The organism is Collinsella sp. wc0529 (assembly GCF_046116875.1).
GTDB lineage: Bacteria > Actinomycetota > Coriobacteriia > Coriobacteriales > Coriobacteriaceae > Collinsella.
On sequence record NZ_JBJXBO010000001.1, the window covers coordinates 38,349 to 55,635 of the forward strand.

Consider the following 17,287-nt stretch of genomic DNA (forward strand, 5'->3'; position numbering starts at 1 on the left):
CATAGCAAGCTTACGGGTGCCCAAGTACTTCGGGCGCCCGTTTTTTATCGCTCGACCAGCACGCGATTGAGCCGCCCCTCCACCAAGCGCTCGTATAGACGCCGCGTCTCGGGCTCGGGCACGCCATTGACCTGCTCCCTCAGGTGGTGCATATGCCCGCTGTACAGCTCGACGATATCGCGCCGCCGCCCCGCCGCACTGTAGACGCGCATGGCGCAGCGCACCATATCCTCACGCGCCGTTTCCTGTCGAAGCCCCGACTCCGCCAGCCAAATCGCCGACTGCAGATCGTTTTCTTCTAGAGCGGCATTTGCTCCCTTAATCATGCAATCGATGTACTTTGACTGCATAATGCGCCGCATGCGCAAAAAGTAGGTGGGATTACAGCCATTGGGAACATACAGCGGTCCGGCATAAAGCTGCTCAATCTTAAGGCACAGCTCAACTAAATGGGGCCCGCGCGCACCCGTGCGATTTCCCAAAACCTCGCGGCTTATCTGGTCAAACAGCCGTACATCGGTCTTGACGTAGTCGCCGTTGAGTCCGATGCATTCATTTTGGATGAGCACGCACGACTTGCCGTCTGGCGTCGGCCCCAAGGCCGACCGCAAGCGCGATATCGTCGAGTACAGGTTGTTGCGGGCGCTATTGAACTCGGCATGGGGCCACAGCTCCATGGCCAGCGTCTCACGATCGACGAGCGCATCCATGCCCAGTGCAAGCCGCTCGGCAAGTGTCGCCGCCTTCTTGCGGCGCCACATTTTGTCCGTGATGGGAAACCCGTCGCGCTCGGCGCGAAACGCACCAAACATGCGAATCTCGATATGGTCGATGGTATCAACGGCTTCAACCTCGCCGGCCTGGAACAGACGCTCGCCCTCCCCTTCCAAATCGTCGCGCAGCGAGTACCGCGACAGTTCGCGCACGGGAAGCTTCTTGCGTATCCTGCCCGCCGGCTCGCCCAGACAATGCATGGCAAGGCGCGCAAAGAGCCGATACGATGGCTCTAGAATCCCCGCACGATTCATGGACATCCAGGCCGCAAGATCGCTATCTCGGCCCGCACAGGCCAAATGTAGCGCCACCATCCAGGCTTCTGCGCCACCAACCTGTGTCTGACTTATATCGAGCAACTCCGCTTCCTCGCGCACCGAAACCATCGATGTATTTCGCAGATACGCTGCGCGCTCCAGCAGCAATGCGTTATCGCGCATGTACGCAATCGACTCCTCGGCAAGTTTGAGCACTTGGACCGCACGGAACTTTGCATTAACCGGCCGTCCCTCTGCCAGTGACTGCCAGCCTTCTAGCAACAGCCCAAACAGCTGAATCTGGTTGTCGCGCATGCGCACGGCAAAACGATCGAGCTCGTTGAACGCCGCGTCGTCGGTTACCGGCAAGCCGGAAAGGAGCCGCCGTGCCGCCAACACCATGCGCACCCAGATAGCCATCGCCTTAAGCCCACGTACGTCGAGCGCCTCCCGCACCACCGTCATCTCGTCGTCGCGCTCGTCGGTTCCCGCAAACGACCCGTCAAAGAGCTCCACCAGCATGCTATCGGCCTGTATAACAATCCCCGCGATGTCGAGCTCGCAGTCGTAGGCCTTGCTCGTTTTGAGCTGCTGTAGAACGCCGCCGTCATCTCCCCGTTCGGTCAGGCATCGCTTGACCTCGATATGCGCAGACAACATATCGAGTGCGGTATGGGATGTCTCGATTTCTGGCACGGCCAGGTTCGTAGGAAGCCCAAGCCCGTTGTCCCCATAGCAAACAGCCGTCAGTGTCTGGGCCACCCTCCATGAGACAGGGTCTATTTCGCAGGCCGCCCGTTCGCCCCCGCGCTCGATGACCGATGCCATATAGCGGGCGAGCTTTGTATTGGACACGCTGACCGCTGCCAGATATACGCCAAGCGCCTCGGCAGGCGTTGGCTCCGGAGCCGGATCGTCGGCATCGATCGTGCCCAGCGCTGCTCGGCAGATATCGGCCCCATGCCCCGTCAGAGCCAGATCGACCCCATACTGCCCAGCAAGTTCAAGGACCGCTTCACGGTCCAAAAAGGCGTCCGCCAGGCCCATCGCCGCATCGCATCGGCCCGCCTTAAGCAAAATCCGGGCCGCCCTCGGAACAAGTTCGGGGCGAACCTCGGCCACCAACTTACGCAAGCGCAAGCGTCCGTTATCCTCCGTGCCCAGACACGTAAAACTCCGCTCGGCGGGATCCAAGCCAAAGATCGGGTAGTCGCGTACAAAATAGGACTGGTCGACCATCGACAGCCTCACCCCGCAAGCCTCGAGTTCTGCGATATTGCCCTCGCTCATCAAAACCATGAGACATGCCACGCAAAACAGCGCATTATTGTCGAGCGAAGCCAGATCGGCAAGTGCCGCGCCATATACGTTGACAATCTCGTTTTCGAGCAGGCCGGCTACGTCGCCTTGGCCATACAGACCCGTCTGCAATGCCGAAACGAGCTCGGGCACGCCCTGCGTGAGCTGATAAAAGTCGAGCGATGTGCTGATCGAAAACGCCGATGCCCACGCCGAATACTCATAGGCATGCACCTTGAGCATCTGCGCATTGATCTTAACCGAATCGCCCAGCCCATGAATCAGCTGACGATTTGAAGGACGGCAGGAGATAAAGACCCCTATCCCCATAGCGCGCAGGCTGCGAATCCTGTCGATGAGGTCTTCGGTATCGTGCTGATCGAGGTTTGGCACATTATCAATCGCGATAAGGGAGTGCGGTTTGTCTTTGAGCTCTTCGGCAACCACCTCGAGCTGCATAAACACCTCGCGCCCAGTGGCGCGATCGGCCTCGATAATCCGCACGGGGCCTCGCGTCGGGTCGCATTTAACCTCATGGGTGTACTGCAGCAGCACCGAGGTCTTCCCAAACCCGTCGGGCGCATAAAGAACCACGATGCCGGCCTTTCGGCCCTTGGCGATAAGCTCATTCATCAAGCGTTCGCGTCGCACCATATAGCCTCCGCCTAACGGCATCAGCTCGAGGTCGTCTATACCGCTCAAATCGTTTACCATGCCCGCTCCTCAACTCGACCGTATGGACACTGTAGCCGCAAGACCATACAAGCCGCGCTATGAATAGAGCGACCTTGTGTTTTAGGTTGTCTTTTGGTACGCAAGCGGCAAGTTTTTGTACAGCGAGGGCCGATTGTTATTAATCCCCCGACTAATCGGTCTTTAAGCAGGTAAATGAGCTTGTCAGCTTGTCCCATCTAAGCGGCAGTGTAACGCAGATGAACAAGGTTCAGCCATGTCATTCAACTCGCCTAGCACCCGCTACCGTCTACGACCTTCTAGTGGCATTTTTGCATAGAATCTGGTATAGAATGAATCAAGCTGTTGGACATCCGGCATTCGTCAAGCTTGCGGCAAGTTTTTGGTCAAGTGGGCAAAAAGGGATAGCAAAAAGGCCCCCGCAAAGCGGAGGCCTTAGGCAAGGCTATGTCGAGCTGCAGGATTCGCGCTACTCGCAGAGCGAAAGGGCGGCCTCGTCGGCAACGACAACGCAGTTGGTGTGCAGCTGCACGATCGAAGCCGGGCACTCGGGCGTAACCGGACCATAGCACATGTCATGCACGGCCTGAGCCTTGGCCTCGCCGTTGGCGACGACCAGGATCATGCGGGCATACATGATGGTCTGGGTACCCATGGTGTAGGCCTGACGGGGGACATCGTCGATGCTGTCGAACAGGCGGCTGTTGGCCTGAATGGTGCTCTCGGTGAGGTCGACGCAGTGCGTGCCCTTGGAGAAGTGGTCATCGGGCTCGTTGAAGCCGATATGACCGTTGTTGCCAATGCCGAGCAGCTGCAGATCCGGGTAACCGGCGTCGGCGACGATCTTGTCGTACTCAGAGCAGGCAGCGGCGGCGTCGGGGTTGGAACCGTCGGGCACATGTGTGTTGTTCAGGTCGATGTTGATGTGATCGAAGAAGTTCTCACGCATGAAGTAGTGATAGCTCTGGGGATCGTCGTGCGAAAGGCCGCGATACTCGTCCAGGTTGTAGGTGCTGACCTCGGCAAAGTCGACGTCGCCCTTCTTGTACCAAGCAGCGAGCTGCTTGTAGGCACCGATCGGGGTGGAGCCGGTGGCAAGGCCCAGCACACAGTCGGGCTTGAGGATAACCTGCGCCGAGATAATATTGGCGGCCTTGCGGCTCATATCCTCGTAGTCTTTAGCTTTAATGATCTTCATTACGCGTCCTTTCTCGTACAAGAGAGGCAAGGCTCCCTTACAAGCACTTGCCCGCGGCCCGCGTCGGCCGCAACCAACGTGTGCGGCCACCAGGGCGAGGTCGCGTAATGTATGTGTCTCGTGTCTAACCGCGTCGAGGCCCCTGCCCGTCCACGGTGACCCAAAGCTGTTTAGCTTCGGACAAATCCCATCTTGCCACGGAGGGCGTCCTCTTTCAAGGGCGCCCTCCGTAAACGTGTTTGAATTGTAGGCTAATGGCCACGTGCACTTGCTAGCGCTCGCGAGCAACGATGAGTTGGTCCATCTCTTCGACATGCACGCCAACGGAGCCCTTGATGCTCGAGAACTCAACGGAGTTGCACACCAAGATGGGAACCGTCACATCGTAGCCCTCGGCAGCAATTGCCTCGCGATCGAACTCAATGAGTACATCGCCCTTATGGACGATGTCACCCACTTGCGCATGTACGGTAAAGTGCTTGCCCTCGAGCTGAACAGTGTCCAAACCAACGTGGATGAGCACGTCCAGGCCATCGACCGTGTTAAGCGCAACAGCGTGTCCCGTGGGAAAAATGGCCTCGACCTTGGCATCAGCCGGTGCAATCACACGCGTTCCGGTGGGCTGAATCGCCACGCCCTGGCCCAAAAGGCCGGTGGCAAACGTCTGGTCGTTTACCTCGGAAAGCGGAATGACATCGCCCGAGATGGGAGCATCCAGCGTAAGGACTCGACCACGCATACCAAAAGACCTTAGGACTTTAGTGAACATGCTCCCCCTCGGACATACCAATCAATCAAAATAACCTTAACAGTTTACCACTTGGCAACGGTTTTTGACCATTAGGGAAGTTCGCGCTTGACAACCTCGACGATGTCGTCAACAACGCGCTGGGTCAGCTCGTGCGTCTCGGCCTCGGCCATCACGCGGACCAGCGGCTCGGTACCGCTCGGGCGCACCAGAATGCGGCCGCGGCCGTCAAGCTCCTTCTCGGCAGCAGCAACGGCGTCCCAAATGGGCTGGCAATCGTCCAGACCAGCCTTGTTGTCGGAATGCACGTTGACGAGTACCTGCGGGTACTTCTTCATGATGCCGGAAAGATCGGTGAGGGTACGACCGGTGCGCTTGAGCACGGCCAGCAGCTGCAGAGCCGTCACCAGGCCGTCGCCGGTGGTGTTGTGCTCCAGGAAGATGATGTGGCCGGACTGTTCGCCGCCGATGACGGCGCCGTCCGCGAGCATGCGCTCCAGAACGTAGCGGTCGCCCACGGCGGTCTGGACCATCTCGAAGCCCTGCTCCTTCATAGCGATGGAGAAGCCCAGGTTGCACATGACGGTCGAGACGATCTCGGAGTTGGCGAGCTTGCCGCGAGCGGCAAGGTCAGAACCGCAGATAGCCAGGATGTAGTCACCATCGATCTCATTGCCCTCGCTGTCCACGAACAGTACGCGGTCGGCGTCGCCGTCGTGGGCCAGGCCGATATCGGCATGGGTGCGCAGCACGAGCTCGCGCAAGGGCTCGAGGTGCGTAGAGCCGCACTCGACATTGATGTCCGTGCCGCAGTAATCGGTGTTGATAGCATGGACCGTGGCACCCAGGCGCTGCAGCGCGGCGGGCGTAGTCTGGCAGGAAGCACCGTGACCGCAGTCGACGGCAACGACCAGGCCGTCGAGCCTAAGACCGTCAAGCGTATCGATGGCGTGGTCGACGTATGCCTTGCGGGCGTCCTTCATCTTGATGATGTGGCCCACGCCGGCACCGGTCGGCAGCGTGTCGGCAGCCATGGCTTCCTCGGACATGACCCAGGCGCTGATCTCTTCCTCGACCGCGTCGGGAAGCTTCATGCCCTTGCGACTAAAGAACTTGATGCCGTTAAACTCCGGCGGATTATGCGAAGCGGAGATGACGATGCCACCGTCGAGCTCGTTTTGAACAGTGAGCAGCGCCACGGCAGGCGTGGGGATGACGCCGCAGCAGTGCGGACGGCCGCCCTCGGCCATGATGCCGGCGGTCAGAGCGCTCTCGAGCATGGTGCCCGAAAGGCGCGTGTCACGGCCGATGCAGATGTCCGGACCAAGGAACTTGGTCGCCGCGCGGCCCAGGCGAAACGCGAGGTCGCACGAAAGATCGGCGTTGGCGACGCCACGGACACCATCGGTACCGAAAATGTTCTGGGGCATAGGATTGCTCCTTCCCTAGCAGGCGATATGCAACCGCCCACCCTAGTCGAAAAAGAAAAGCGGGACCCGCCGAGGAATCGGCAGGCCCCGCTTGTACATTGTATCTCGAAAGGAGATAAAACCTTAGCGCTTGGAGAACTGGGGAGCGCGGCGGGCCTTCTTGAGGCCGTACTTCTTGCGCTCGACCACGCGAGCATCGCGCGTAAGGAAACCGGCCTTCTTGAGGTCAGCACGGTAGTCGCCAGCGTTCAGAAGAGCGCGAGCGATGCCCAGGCGCAGAGCGCCGGACTGACCGGAGATGCCGCCGCCATCGCACAGAGCGATAACGTCGAACTGACCGGCGGTGTCGGTCACCTTGAAGGGAGCAAGGGCGTTCTCAACGAGCTGATGACGGCCGAAATACTGCTCGGCATCACGCTTGTTGATGGTCACCTTGCCGGTGCCGGGGACGAGACGGACGCGGGCGACGGCGTTCTTACGACGGCCGGTACCCTGGTAGACAACGGTGTTCTCAGCCATCTTTAAGCCTCCAGCTCAATCTTCGTGGGGTTCTGGGCAGCATGCGGATGCTCGGCACCAGCGTAGACCTTAAGCTTGGTCATCTGGGCACGGCCGAGGGTGGTCTTGGGCAGCATACCGCGAACGGCGCGCTCGATGACCTTCTCCGGGTGCTTCTCCATAGCCTGGCGGAAGCTCTCAGCCTTGAGGCCGCCGTTGTAGCCGCTGTGGCGATAATAGGTCTTCGTGTCGGCCTTGTTACCGGTAAGCTGGACCTTATCGGCGTTGATGACGACAACGAAGTCGCCGCAGTCGCTGTTGGGCGTGAACTGGGGCTTGTTCTTACCGCGCAGGATCATTGCGATCTGGGTGGCAAGACGGCCCAGGACAGCACCATCGGCGTCGACGAGAACCCAGTTGCGCTGGACCTCGCCCTGCTTGGCGTAGTGAGTCGATTTCGAAATCACTTAGACTCCTCCATGTACAGTACGTGTTGTTACAGAGATTCACGGGGCTCTGCAAGTAACCCGTCCATATTACCCCGCTCGCCGTACGAGTCAACAGGTATTTTGGCTCCGACCAGAGTTTCTGCACATGTCATCCACGAGCCGTGATTTTCCAGCTCTTTAGCTGTTGTCATCTTTTGAGGGTTCGCCGTCGCTAGCGCTCAACGAACTCTTGGATTTCCGCGAGCAAGCGCTTTGCCTCCTGACGGCCCTGGATATACAGGTCCAAAAGCTTTGCCGAATCGTGCTCAACGTGGCCGACCTCGACCGGCTTTTGCGGAGCGATGACCAACGCACGGCCCTCGCGCTCATACTTCCACAGATGCATGCGCTGCATGTTGTAGCGGTCGTGGCGCGTCTCGATAGCCTCGAGCAGATAGGGGTAGTCGGCATAGCGGGCGCGTGCGGCGGGCATAAACTCGTAGGGCTTTTTCTCATACGAACGGTCCTGCGTGACGATGACAACCGCGCGGTCGAAGCCCGCCTCCTCGAGCACATGCTCGATAGGAACCGAATCGGCCACGCCGCCGTCGACGTATTTGTGCCCGTCAATCTCGACCGACGGCGTCACCAGCGGCAGCGACGTCGAGGCGCGCACGGCATCGAGGTCAAGAACGGCGCTTTTGACCGGGAGGTACGTGGCGGTTCCAAAGAGCATATCCGTCGCGACGGCGTACATCTCGATGGGGCTCGCGTCGAACGTCTCGTTGTCAAAGGGATCCAGGCGGTCCTGGACATCGTTGAAGATAAAGTCGTAACCCACAATGGAGCCCGTGGACGCAAACGATGCGGCGCCCATGAAGCGGCTGTCGTTGCAGAAAGCCAGGTTGATGCGGTTGGCACGGCCGATCTGGTGCGACTTATAGTTCACGCCGTTGAGCGCACCGGCCGATACACCATAGACAGCCGGAATCTCGACGCCAGCCTCCATGAGAACGTCGAGCACGCCTGCGGTAAATTGCCCGCGGAAGCTGCCGCCCTCCAAAACGAGCGCGACCTTGCCGGCGTTCTTTGCCTTATCTTCTGCAGTCATATTGACCTCCTGCGATTGCGTTTTGACTTTCTTCTACCCAGTTTTGGGATGGAGGGCGCGCGGGTTTTGGAGTTGAGGAGATGGAGCGGAAAGCGCGTCCCAGTTTGAGGCGGGATTCCGGGATGCGCTTTCCGCCTGGGCTGCCATTGGGAAAGCATGTCCCACTCTACGGCTCGATTCCGGGTCGCGGTTTCCGCTTGAGGCGTCATCCGGAAAATGTATCCCATTCCGAGCTTAGATTCCGGGATGCGGCTTCCGTTTGAGACACCATCCGGAAACTACGTCCCAGTCTGAGTGCGGATTCCGGGATGCGCTTTCCGCCTGGGCCGCCATTGGGAAAGCATGCCCGGTCTGCGTTGCCAAGGCGTTTTCTTTACGCTCGCGCCCTGCATAGAGTTCGATTCTCCGCGGTACGGGGGGATCCGATGATGCGGGGCACGGCAGGCTGAAATTCGATAACATCGCATCCGTTTTGAGTCGGAAGTTTGCGCGGAGAATCCGCGTATTTGCTTCGCAAATACGCACCGGCTTCGGCCGCCTGCCGGCGCCCTCGCCCGCTCGCTACAAACGCTTCGCGTTTGCTTAACGCTCGCGCCCTGCATAGAGTTCGATTCTCCGCGGTATCTGTAAGTAATAAAAAGGCAGGTAGAGACACTTCTCTACCTGCCTGTTACTTATGGTGGAGGCGCGGAGAATCGAACTCCGGTCCACGAAAGCCCCCTGATTGGCATCTCCAAGCTCAGTCGCTGGTTTAGTCTCGGACGCTTTGCGCGCAGCGACACGCTCGCGGCGTCCCAACCGGTTCGGTCTTAGCCTGCGCCATACCGATTACGTGCGCAGGAGCATTCCCCTAAAATGACGTCGCACCGGTGGCGGGGAAATCACCGGGTTGACGCGCCGCTATAAACTAAGCAGCGAGAGCCATAGGCTCAAAAGAAGAGTTGTTGTCAATTCAATTTGACGGTACCCCTGTTTAACGAGGCGAGGAGACCTCGGCTTGCTTCCTCTCTCAGAGCTATCGTGTCGAAACCAGTCGCCCCCGAATGTCGGGAAGTCTGGATGGCATTGGGCACGAGCACCCAACACCCATCGACTTTTCAAGGAACATGCAGGGCGAGCCCCGCTTGTGGAGTGTTATCTTACCACGTTCTGAAAGCGGACAGCTGTTCTATGCACGAGCTGTGAAGACCCCAATGTGCTCCGCACTTCACACTTTTGCTACCGATCGCGTCACGTATATTTTCGCCAAGCAAAATTGACCCGTCGAAAGGACCGTTATGGATACCAAGCAGCAACTCGTCAATGCCCTCGCAGGCCTGGGCTCAACCATTACCGAAGCTATGGATGTCATCGAAGGCTTTGTCCCCTGCGGACATCCCGCCCTCACGGTATCGAACGCACTCGTCGCGCTGGACGCTGACGATGATGCAGCTCTCGCCCAGCAGCTTGAGACCGTCGAAGGCTTTATCGACCACGTGAGTGAGAACCGCGGCGTGACCGCCTACCACGGCATCGAGGTCGAGCTCGCGGGTCCCAAAGCCGATCTGTTCGCAGCAATCCGCGAGGTAGGCGCCCTTATGCAGACCGCAGGCGTCAAGAACACCCAGGTCAACGAGTGGGTCTACCGCAGCCTGGCAGCACTAAACGATTCCGACGAAAAGGCTGCCGAAAAGCTCACCGAAGCTCCCGCCATTAAGGCCGAGCTTTTGTAAATAGCAGACGCGGGCCCCTTGGCGCATCGTCGTCCAAGAGGCCCGCAAACAGTTCGCGTCAACCGATAGCCGCGCCGCCACGTTCGGCCAAAGCAAGAATCGGCATCATTTGACGAGGTGTCTTTGCTGCAAGATCGGCATGTTCGAGCAGCTTGCGATCGTTGGTCACCAAGTAATCGACCTGCGCGCGCTTGCATGCGGCGAGCACTAAGTTGTCCTCGTAATCGCGATGGAGCGCTAAGTATTTGTCGGCCAGCCAAAGGTCCGACGCATCTGCACCCACGGCCGTAGCGTTTTCGGTCATGTTCCGAACAAACGCCAACGCCGCATCGCCAATTGCGCGGGCAGATGCCTCGTCGAGCGCTCCCCCGCTGGCAAGAACGCTACGCTTCAGCTCGTGTTGGACAACGTACAGCACGTCCTTAGCGATATGCACCGGGAAGAACAGCAACGCCCCCGTCTCCGTCGCCTGCCCAATAAACGCACGCGCGGCAAGCGACTCGGCATGGTCGACGCAAAACGAATCAACCCATACGTTGGCGTCCACCATTATTTTGAGGGGAGACCCGCTCACAGGATCATCCCCTTTTGGCGATAGCGCTCGTCCATGGCTTCGGAATAGATTGTGTCCCAATCGCGATCGTCGGATACGGGCGACGTAGCGATGCCCAGGTCCGCGTAAAGCTGATCCGCCGCCGCCCACGACGCAGCGAACGGAGTATCGGGCGCGATGGTCTGTTGCCGGCCATCAACGGCAGACAGCACTTCCTCGCACTGCCCACCACCCTGTGCGACCTTGGCCACAACCTTTTTGATGAGGTCGGGCAGTGACCTGCCCGAAAGCTGCAACGCTTCCTCGGCGCGCTCTTTAACCGAGCGATCTACGCGAACATTCACTTGCGCCATGCTGCCAACGGTAGCCATCTCAACCTCACCTTCAGCATTTGCTAGCAGTGCTAGCACAAGCATATATCCGAGCTAACATCTCGTCAAACAAAAGAAGGCCTGCACCCTGGCGGCTGCGGTGCCGCCCGAATGCAGGCCATATACTCAATCGAAAACGCTAACGCAGGTAAGCCTTCGCGTTGCCCAGGCTGTAGGCGATCGTTGAGCCGTTGTGCAGCAGTGACGACGTCTGCGGAGTAATCATGCCGGTAATACCCAGTGCCAGGAGCGCCGAGTTGGTGAGCATCACCTTGGAATACGAACTCGTCAGACGGTCGATAAGCCCCTGACTCATACGGCGCAGGCGCACGATCGCGGCCAGATCCGTATCGGTCAGGATGATGTCGGCGACCTCCTTGGCAATGTCGCTGCCGCCGCCCATTGCCAGGCCCACGTCGGCCAGGCCCAGTGCCGGTGAGTCGTTGACGCCGTCACCAACCATGGCAACGTGGCGCCCCTCGCGCTTAATCCGCTCCACATAGGCGTACTTGTCCTCGGGCAGTAGCTCGGCCTTAAACTCGTCGACACCTGCCTCGCGAGCAATGCGCTCGGCCGTGCGCTCCGAGTCGCCCGTGAGCATGACCACGTGCTTAACGCCCAACGCGTGCAAGTCGGCGATGGCCTCGCGAACCCCGGGCTTAAGCGGGTCCTCTATACCGAGCACGCCCACAACGGTGCCATCGACCGCCAGATACAGCGACGACAGACCCTGCATCTGGAGCTCGATTTGCTCCTTAATGTCGGACTCGAGCTGCGCGCCCTCATCCTCAAACACAAAGTGTGCCGAGCCAATAATCGCGCGTCGCCCCTCAATGGACGAGGCAATACCATGCGCCACGATGTACTCGACGGCGGCATGGCGTTCACGGTGCTCGAGCCCACGCTCGTGAGCAGCGTTGACCACGGCACGCGCCACCGGATGCGGGAAATGCTCCTCCAAGCAAGCGGAAAGGCGCAGGATCTCGTCCTCGCTCCAGCCATCGGTGGTGAGTACGCAGGCAAGACGCGGCTGCGCCTCGGTGAGCGTGCCGGTCTTATCAAACACAATGGTGTCGGCCTTGGCAAACGACTCAAAGTACTTTGCGCCCTTGACCATCACGCCCATCTTGGCAGCATCGCTCATGGCGGTCATGACGGCGACGGAACCCGTGAGCTTGAGTGCGCACGAGTAGTCAACCATCAGCGCCGCTGAGGTCTTGATGAGGCTGCGGGTGGTAAGCGCAACCAGGCCCGCGAGCAGGAAGTTCCACGGGACGATCTTGTTGGCAAGGTCCTCCATATGCGACTGGCCCTCGGATTTGAGCGAGTCGGCCGTCTGCACGAGCGAAACGATTGAGCGCAGTTTGGTTTGCGCCGTATTGGCGCGCACGCGCACCAAGATGCTGCCGTCTTCCACGACGGTGCCGGCGAACACGTCGTCGCCCGCGCTGCGCTCGACGGCCAGCGGCTCGCCGGTCAGGGTCGCCTGGTTGACCATAGCGTTCCCCTGCTCGACCACGCCGTCGATGCAGATGGACATACCGGTGCGCACGGCGACCAAATCGCCGGGCTCGAGCTCGGTCGCGGCAACGCTTACCTCGGTGTCGCCGACGACCTTTTGCGCCTTGTCGGGCACATCGAGCAGCGAGTTGATGAGCTCGTTTTCGCTCATGGCGCGCGTGTAGTCCTCGAGCAGCTCGCCCACGTTGAGCAGGAACATCGTCTGCCCCGCGGTGTCGACATCACGCTTGACGAACGAAATGCCGATGGCCGAAGCGTCGAGCACAGGAACGGTCAGGCGCGGCTGCGCCAGCTCATGAAGAGCAGCGCGCAAAAATGCCATGTAACCGGCCACGACAAAGATGGCACGCAGCGGCGTCGGCAGGAACCAGCGGCGCGCGTAATGGGCACCGACGAGTGTCGCCAGGTCCATAACGAGTTTCTGCTTGCGCGGCTCGAGTTGCATCACGTAGCCCGACTTGGCATCGGTGATAGCTTGAGCATCGAGTGCGCCTAGGGCGTCGAGCACGCTTGCGCGGCGCGGCTCGTCGTACTCCAGCGCCATCTGGCCAATGCGGCCATACACGCGCACCTTGTGCACGCCATCGATGTCGCCGCCAAGCTTAAGAAGTGCATCGAGATCGCTCTCTGGCACAGGACCCGCCAATTGAAGACGGGTCCTGCCGGGGATCTCGCTAATAATCGAGAATCTCATAGTTTGTGCCTGGGAGCGTTACTCGGCTGCCTCGTCAGCAGCGGCCTCGCTCTGGGTGATGTAGGCAGCCTCGGCAACCATGTCGTCGACATTAGCCTTGGCCTGCTCGACCATGTCCTGGTAGCAGTTCTTGACGCGCATACCGCACGCAATGCCCTGCACGCAGGCGTTCTTTACCGGAGCGCTGGTGAGCAGCTTGATGCCGGCCGTACCAAGCAGAAAACCGCCACCGACAAGCAGGGTGTTAAACGTCGACTTCTTCATGTTGCTTCTCCCTTTTGCCGCACAAGCGCGGCATGGTGCCTTAGCACCCGAGTTCATTAGTTTGCTCGAGCACGCTTTTGAGACTAGTTTAGTCGAACTATTATGGTCAACCAAAGTTAACCTTTGGAAATCTTGGTCGCCTTTCCTACAGCTGCCAGGCAGCCGCCTCCTTTTGCAGCGCAACCATGCGGGCGAATTCTCCGCCTGCCGCCTTAAGCTGCGCCGGAGTGCCCTGCTCGGCAACCACACCATCCTTGAGCACGACGATCTTGTCGGCATTTTCCACCGTACGCATACGGTGGGCAATAACGATAACCGTCTTACCTGCAAGCAGACGGGAGAGTGCCTGCTGTACCACGGTCTCATTCTCCACATCCAAGCTTGCCGTCGCCTCGTCCAACAGCACGATGGGCGCGTCTTTGAGCAGTGCGCGGGCGATAGAGATGCGTTGGCGCTCGCCGCCGGACAGCTTGGAGCCATTCTCGCCGATCATGGTGTCGTAGCCCTGCGGCATGCGGTTCACGAACTCGTCGCAGTTGGCGGCACGCGCGGCCGCAAGCACTTCCTCATCGGTGGCGTCACGACGCCCGAGGCGGATGTTTCCCATCACCGTGTCGTCAAAGAGCAGCACGTCTTGGAACACAATGGCGTAGTCGCGCAGCAGTACCTCGGGATCCACGCTCGCAACATCCACGCCACCCACGGTGACCGTGCCTTCGGTGGCATCCCAAAAGCGCGCGGCCAGGCGGCTCACCGTAGACTTACCGGAACCCGAAGGACCGACCAGTGCCGTGACCTCGCCTTCCTTGGCGGTAAAGCTCACATCGGTAAGAACTTTCTCGCCGGCGCGGCCGTCCTCGCCCGCACCATAGCCAAATGCCACATGATCGAACACCACATCGTGGCCCACGGGCTCAAATTTCTCGCTGCCCCGCGCCACAGGCTCTTCCATGATGGAACGCATACGCTTGGCAGACGACTCGGCGGCAAACAGCTCGGACACCAGCATTAACGCCTGGTCAAACGGCGCATAGATACGGCTCACCATAAGCAGGAAGGCAAACATCACCAAAAAGTCGACCTGCCCGGAGGCGACCATCGCGGCACCCGTGACCAGCGTGGTGGCAATGCCCAGACGCAGGATGGCAAAGGCGGAGTTGACCAAAAGCCCGTTAACGAGCTCGCCCTTGGTGGTCTCACGCTCCTCGGCATCGATCACGACGTTGAGTCCCTCAAGATAATGGGCCTCCTGGTTGGTGGCGCGGATCTCGCGAACGCAATCGAGCGTCTCTTGAATAGCCTCGGTAACCTTGACCTTCTCGGCACGCACGCGATCGAACACCGGAGCCATGGGGCCGCGTGTTAGATACAGCACGGCAAAGGCCACGGGAACGCTCCAAAACGCCGCGATCGCCAGCTGCCAGCAAAAGAACAGCGACCCCACGAACACAATGGCGCTTGCGATGATGGCGCCCCAAAGCTCTCCCAGCACGTGGCTGTAGGCGTGCTCCATGGCCTGAACGTCGCCCATGATGGTCTCGGTTAAATCGGCCAGATCACGACGACCAAAAAACGACAGCGGCAGTTTGCGCAAGCGCTCGGCGATCTCCATACGCTGCTTGCCGCACTCCTCGTAAAAGATGCAGTAGGTGTAGTAATACTGCTGCCAGTTAGAGGCAAAGAGCAACACGAAAAAGACCAGGAGGCCGCCCACGATCGGCAGGGCATCCGGCAGGTCGGCGCCGCTGGCGAGATGCTCGACAAAGCCGGCCATAACCAGGAATAAAAAGCCCATGCCGGCCATGGTAATGAGATTGGTGAGCGTGGTCCAGAAGATGCCGCGTTTTACGCCGGCGATGCCTTTATCGGATAGGAAATACTTCTTTTGGAATGAGGCGAACATTTAGGCCTCGCCTCCCTTCGCGACGGCGGTATCCGCGGTCGTAGCAGTAATCTTCCAGCTCGCGGCCTGTTCGTATTCGGCCCACATCCTGGCATACAGACCCTCTTGGGACAGCAACTCGGCATGGGTACCCGACTCCTGCACGCTGCCCTGGTTGAGCACCACGATTTGGTCTGCGCCCACTACAGTCGAGAGTCGGTGCGCAATCATAATGACTGTGCGACCAGCCGCCAGCTTGCTAAAGGCGCGCTGGATGAGCGCCTCGTTCTCGGGATCGGCAAACGCCGTGGCCTCATCGAGCACCACGATAGGCGCGTCTTTAAGGATCGCGCGGGCGAGTGCCACGCGCTGGACCTCGCCGCCCGAAAGATATGCTCCGCCGGCACCGAGCATGGTATTGATGCCCTGTGGGAGCTTGGCCACAATGTCGTCGCACTGAGCTGCGGAGAGGGCCGCACGCACTTCGTCGTCAGTGGCCGTAGGCTTGGAGGCGCGCACGTTATCGGCAAGTGTTTGCCGGAACAGCTGGTTGGTCTGGAACACGAAGGCGACCTGGCCCATAAGCTCGTGCGGATCCATATCGCGAACGTCCACACCGCCCACGAGCACTCGACCCGAGGAAACGTCCCAAAAACGCGGGATCAGGCTTGCGCAGGTTGACTTGCCGCCACCCGAGGGACCCACCAGGGCGAGAGTGCTACCCGCGGAAACGCTGAAACTCACATGGCTAACGGCAGGTGTTTCGGCACCCTCGTAGGTAAAACTCACGTCCTCAAATCGCACGTCGCCACCGGCAGGGTGCTTGGGTTGGGCGGGCACGGAGAGCTGCTTGGAATCCATGACGCTTCGAATACGATCCAGCGAATCGGCACTCATCTGAGAGGCCTCGCCCACAAACATGAGCTTGGTCATGGCCGTCGGCACCACGGCCGAAAATATCGCGTAAAACGTGAAGTTGGCCATAAAATGCGCGAAGTCCGTCTCGCCCGGCGCCAACAGCAACGCCACGGGCAACAGGAATGCCACAAGACCGTTGAGCGCGGTAAGGTTGAGTACCTGCGGACCTCGGCAGAACGTGCCCGCATAGTTTTGTGCCATGTCGGCGTATTCGGCGATCGCATCGTGGAAAGCCTTAAAGGAGTAGACCGTCTGCTGAAACACCTTGACCACGGGGATGCCGCGTACGTATTCGGTGCCGGTCTTGTTCATCTTGACCAGCGCTCCCATGTAGGCCTTCATGAACTCGGCGCCTTTGCCGCCCATCATGGTGGCCATGGCGCCAAACGAAACGACGACCGAGATAAGGCATGCCGCGCCCAAGCGCCAATCGAGGGCGAAAAGCAATACGAGCAGGCCCACGACCATGGCGGCGGCGCCGGCGATATCGGGCAGCATGTGCGCGAGCAGGGTCTCGGTGGAGGCGGCGCATCCGTCTACAACACGACGCAGCTCACCGGTGGCGTGCGTGTCAAAGTAGCCAAGCGGCAGCTTAAGCAGGTGCTCGCTCGTAGTCTTGCGAATATTGGACGCGCAGCGAAACGCAGACAGGTGCGTGCACATGAGCCCCACGAAATAAGCTACGATGCTTGCCAGGGCAAAACCCACGGCCCACCAACCGTACATCGCGATGTTAGTGGCTTCGCTCCAGTTAGGCGCCACAGCGATCAGATCTCGCGCGACAAGCCAAATGCACACGTACGGGCCAAAGCTCAGCAGCTGCGAGAACGCCGAGAGCGCCATGCCCAAATACGTTAGGAATTTACGGTCGCCGGCATATGCAAGCAGCTCGCCGATACCGCCACCTTCCTTTTTTGATTCCTTTGCCATGAGATC

Annotated in this window: 14 protein-coding genes and 1 other RNA gene; 1 reads left to right on the forward strand and 14 read right to left on the reverse strand. The window is 59.6% G+C overall.

Annotated elements, in window-relative coordinates; translation table 11 throughout:
- Positions 1-44 precede the first annotated feature (44 nt).
- From ACKUTP_RS00175 to ssrA, 8 genes are all read right to left on the reverse strand, one after another.
- Entirely contained in the window at positions 45-3,044 is a 3,000-nt protein-coding gene (locus tag ACKUTP_RS00175) for a BTAD domain-containing putative transcriptional regulator (RefSeq protein ID WP_409063243.1), read from the reverse strand.
- A gap of 448 nt (positions 3,045-3,492) precedes the next feature.
- On the reverse strand, positions 3,493-4,221 hold the full coding sequence (gene nagB / locus ACKUTP_RS00180; RefSeq protein ID WP_409063244.1) for a glucosamine-6-phosphate deaminase: 729 nt from the start codon (positions 4,219-4,221) through the stop codon (positions 3,493-3,495).
- 271 nt (positions 4,222-4,492) lie between these two features.
- Positions 4,493-4,960 (reverse strand): PTS glucose transporter subunit IIA, encoded by a 468-nt coding sequence (locus ACKUTP_RS00185; RefSeq protein ID WP_306421699.1) that lies wholly within the window; start codon positions 4,958-4,960, stop codon positions 4,493-4,495.
- Between the two features lie 101 nt (positions 4,961-5,061).
- Positions 5,062-6,399 carry a phosphoglucosamine mutase gene (gene glmM / locus ACKUTP_RS00190; RefSeq protein WP_271730316.1) on the reverse strand — a complete coding sequence of 446 codons (1,338 nt, stop codon included), beginning with the start codon at positions 6,397-6,399 and terminating at the stop codon, positions 5,062-5,064.
- A gap of 123 nt (positions 6,400-6,522) precedes the next feature.
- Entirely contained in the window at positions 6,523-6,918 is a 396-nt protein-coding gene (gene rpsI, locus ACKUTP_RS00195; RefSeq protein WP_022094634.1) for a 30S ribosomal protein S9, read from the reverse strand.
- Positions 6,919-6,920: 2 nt separating this feature from the next.
- Positions 6,921-7,364, reverse strand: a complete 444-nt coding sequence (gene rplM, locus ACKUTP_RS00200; protein ID WP_022094635.1) for a 50S ribosomal protein L13 — start codon at positions 7,362-7,364, stop codon at positions 6,921-6,923.
- Between the two features lie 193 nt (positions 7,365-7,557).
- Positions 7,558-8,436: a patatin family protein gene (locus ACKUTP_RS00205; RefSeq protein WP_409063245.1), complete on the reverse strand. Its 879-nt coding sequence runs from the start codon at positions 8,434-8,436 to the stop codon at positions 7,558-7,560.
- Positions 8,437-9,113: 677 nt separating this feature from the next.
- Positions 9,114-9,477, reverse strand: a transfer-messenger RNA (tmRNA) gene (gene ssrA, locus ACKUTP_RS00210).
- A gap of 236 nt (positions 9,478-9,713) precedes the next feature.
- On the opposite strand from ssrA, the gene ACKUTP_RS00215 reads away from it, so the two are divergent.
- Positions 9,714-10,148, forward strand: a complete 435-nt coding sequence (locus tag ACKUTP_RS00215; protein ID WP_409063246.1) for a hypothetical protein — start codon at positions 9,714-9,716, stop codon at positions 10,146-10,148.
- Positions 10,149-10,206: 58 nt separating this feature from the next.
- Here ACKUTP_RS00215 and ACKUTP_RS00220 read toward each other — a convergent pair whose 3' ends face one another.
- The 6 genes from ACKUTP_RS00220 to ACKUTP_RS00245 all read right to left on the reverse strand — a co-directional run bounded on the left by ACKUTP_RS00220 (position 10,207) and on the right by ACKUTP_RS00245 (position 17,281).
- On the reverse strand, positions 10,207-10,722 hold the full coding sequence (locus tag ACKUTP_RS00220; protein ID WP_409063247.1) for a type II toxin-antitoxin system VapC family toxin: 516 nt from the start codon (positions 10,720-10,722) through the stop codon (positions 10,207-10,209).
- On the reverse strand, positions 10,719-11,072 hold the full coding sequence (locus ACKUTP_RS00225; RefSeq protein ID WP_409063248.1) for a hypothetical protein: 354 nt from the start codon (positions 11,070-11,072) through the stop codon (positions 10,719-10,721). Before ACKUTP_RS00225 ends, ACKUTP_RS00220 begins: the two co-directional genes overlap by 4 nt.
- Positions 11,073-11,211: 139 nt before the next feature.
- The gene (locus ACKUTP_RS00230; protein ID WP_409063249.1) at positions 11,212-13,227 is read right to left on the reverse strand and encodes a heavy metal translocating P-type ATPase; all 2,016 of its coding nucleotides are present in this window, start codon (positions 13,225-13,227) and stop codon (positions 11,212-11,214) included.
- Between the two features lie 78 nt (positions 13,228-13,305).
- Positions 13,306-13,551 (reverse strand): DUF6110 family protein, encoded by a 246-nt coding sequence (locus ACKUTP_RS00235; protein ID WP_022094642.1) that lies wholly within the window; start codon positions 13,549-13,551, stop codon positions 13,306-13,308.
- 145 nt (positions 13,552-13,696) lie between these two features.
- On the reverse strand, positions 13,697-15,454 hold the full coding sequence (locus tag ACKUTP_RS00240; protein WP_409063250.1) for an ABC transporter ATP-binding protein: 1,758 nt from the start codon (positions 15,452-15,454) through the stop codon (positions 13,697-13,699).
- A complete protein-coding gene (locus ACKUTP_RS00245; RefSeq protein ID WP_409063251.1) occupies positions 15,455-17,281 on the reverse strand; it encodes an ABC transporter ATP-binding protein in 1,827 nt (608 codons plus the stop codon).
- Positions 17,282-17,287 lie beyond the last annotated feature (6 nt).

What these genes read in the sequence shown, in the direction of transcription:
- ACKUTP_RS00175 (WP_409063243.1), bottom strand. Translation starts at nt 3,044, where the DNA reads ATGGTAAACGATTTGAGCGGTATAGACGACCTCGAGCTGATGCCGTTA.
- nagB (WP_409063244.1), bottom strand. Translation starts at nt 4,221, where the DNA reads ATGAAGATCATTAAAGCTAAAGACTACGAGGATATGAGCCGCAAGGCC.
- ACKUTP_RS00185 (WP_306421699.1), bottom strand. Translation starts at nt 4,960, where the DNA reads ATGCGTGGTCGAGTCCTTACGCTGGATGCTCCCATCTCGGGCGATGTC.
- glmM (WP_271730316.1), bottom strand. Translation starts at nt 6,399, where the DNA reads ATGCCCCAGAACATTTTCGGTACCGATGGTGTCCGTGGCGTCGCCAAC.
- rpsI (WP_022094634.1), bottom strand. Translation starts at nt 6,918, where the DNA reads ATGGCTGAGAACACCGTTGTCTACCAGGGTACCGGCCGTCGTAAGAAC.
- ACKUTP_RS00205 (WP_409063245.1), bottom strand. Translation starts at nt 8,436, where the DNA reads ATGACTGCAGAAGATAAGGCAAAGAACGCCGGCAAGGTCGCGCTCGTT.
- ACKUTP_RS00215 (WP_409063246.1), top strand. Translation starts at nt 9,714, where the DNA reads ATGGATACCAAGCAGCAACTCGTCAATGCCCTCGCAGGCCTGGGCTCA.
- ACKUTP_RS00225 (WP_409063248.1), bottom strand. Translation starts at nt 11,072, where the DNA reads ATGGCTACCGTTGGCAGCATGGCGCAAGTGAATGTTCGCGTAGATCGC.
- ACKUTP_RS00235 (WP_022094642.1), bottom strand. Translation starts at nt 13,551, where the DNA reads ATGAAGAAGTCGACGTTTAACACCCTGCTTGTCGGTGGCGGTTTTCTG.
- ACKUTP_RS00240 (WP_409063250.1), bottom strand. Translation starts at nt 15,454, where the DNA reads ATGTTCGCCTCATTCCAAAAGAAGTATTTCCTATCCGATAAAGGCATC.
- ACKUTP_RS00245 (WP_409063251.1), bottom strand. Translation starts at nt 17,281, where the DNA reads ATGGCAAAGGAATCAAAAAAGGAAGGTGGCGGTATCGGCGAGCTGCTT.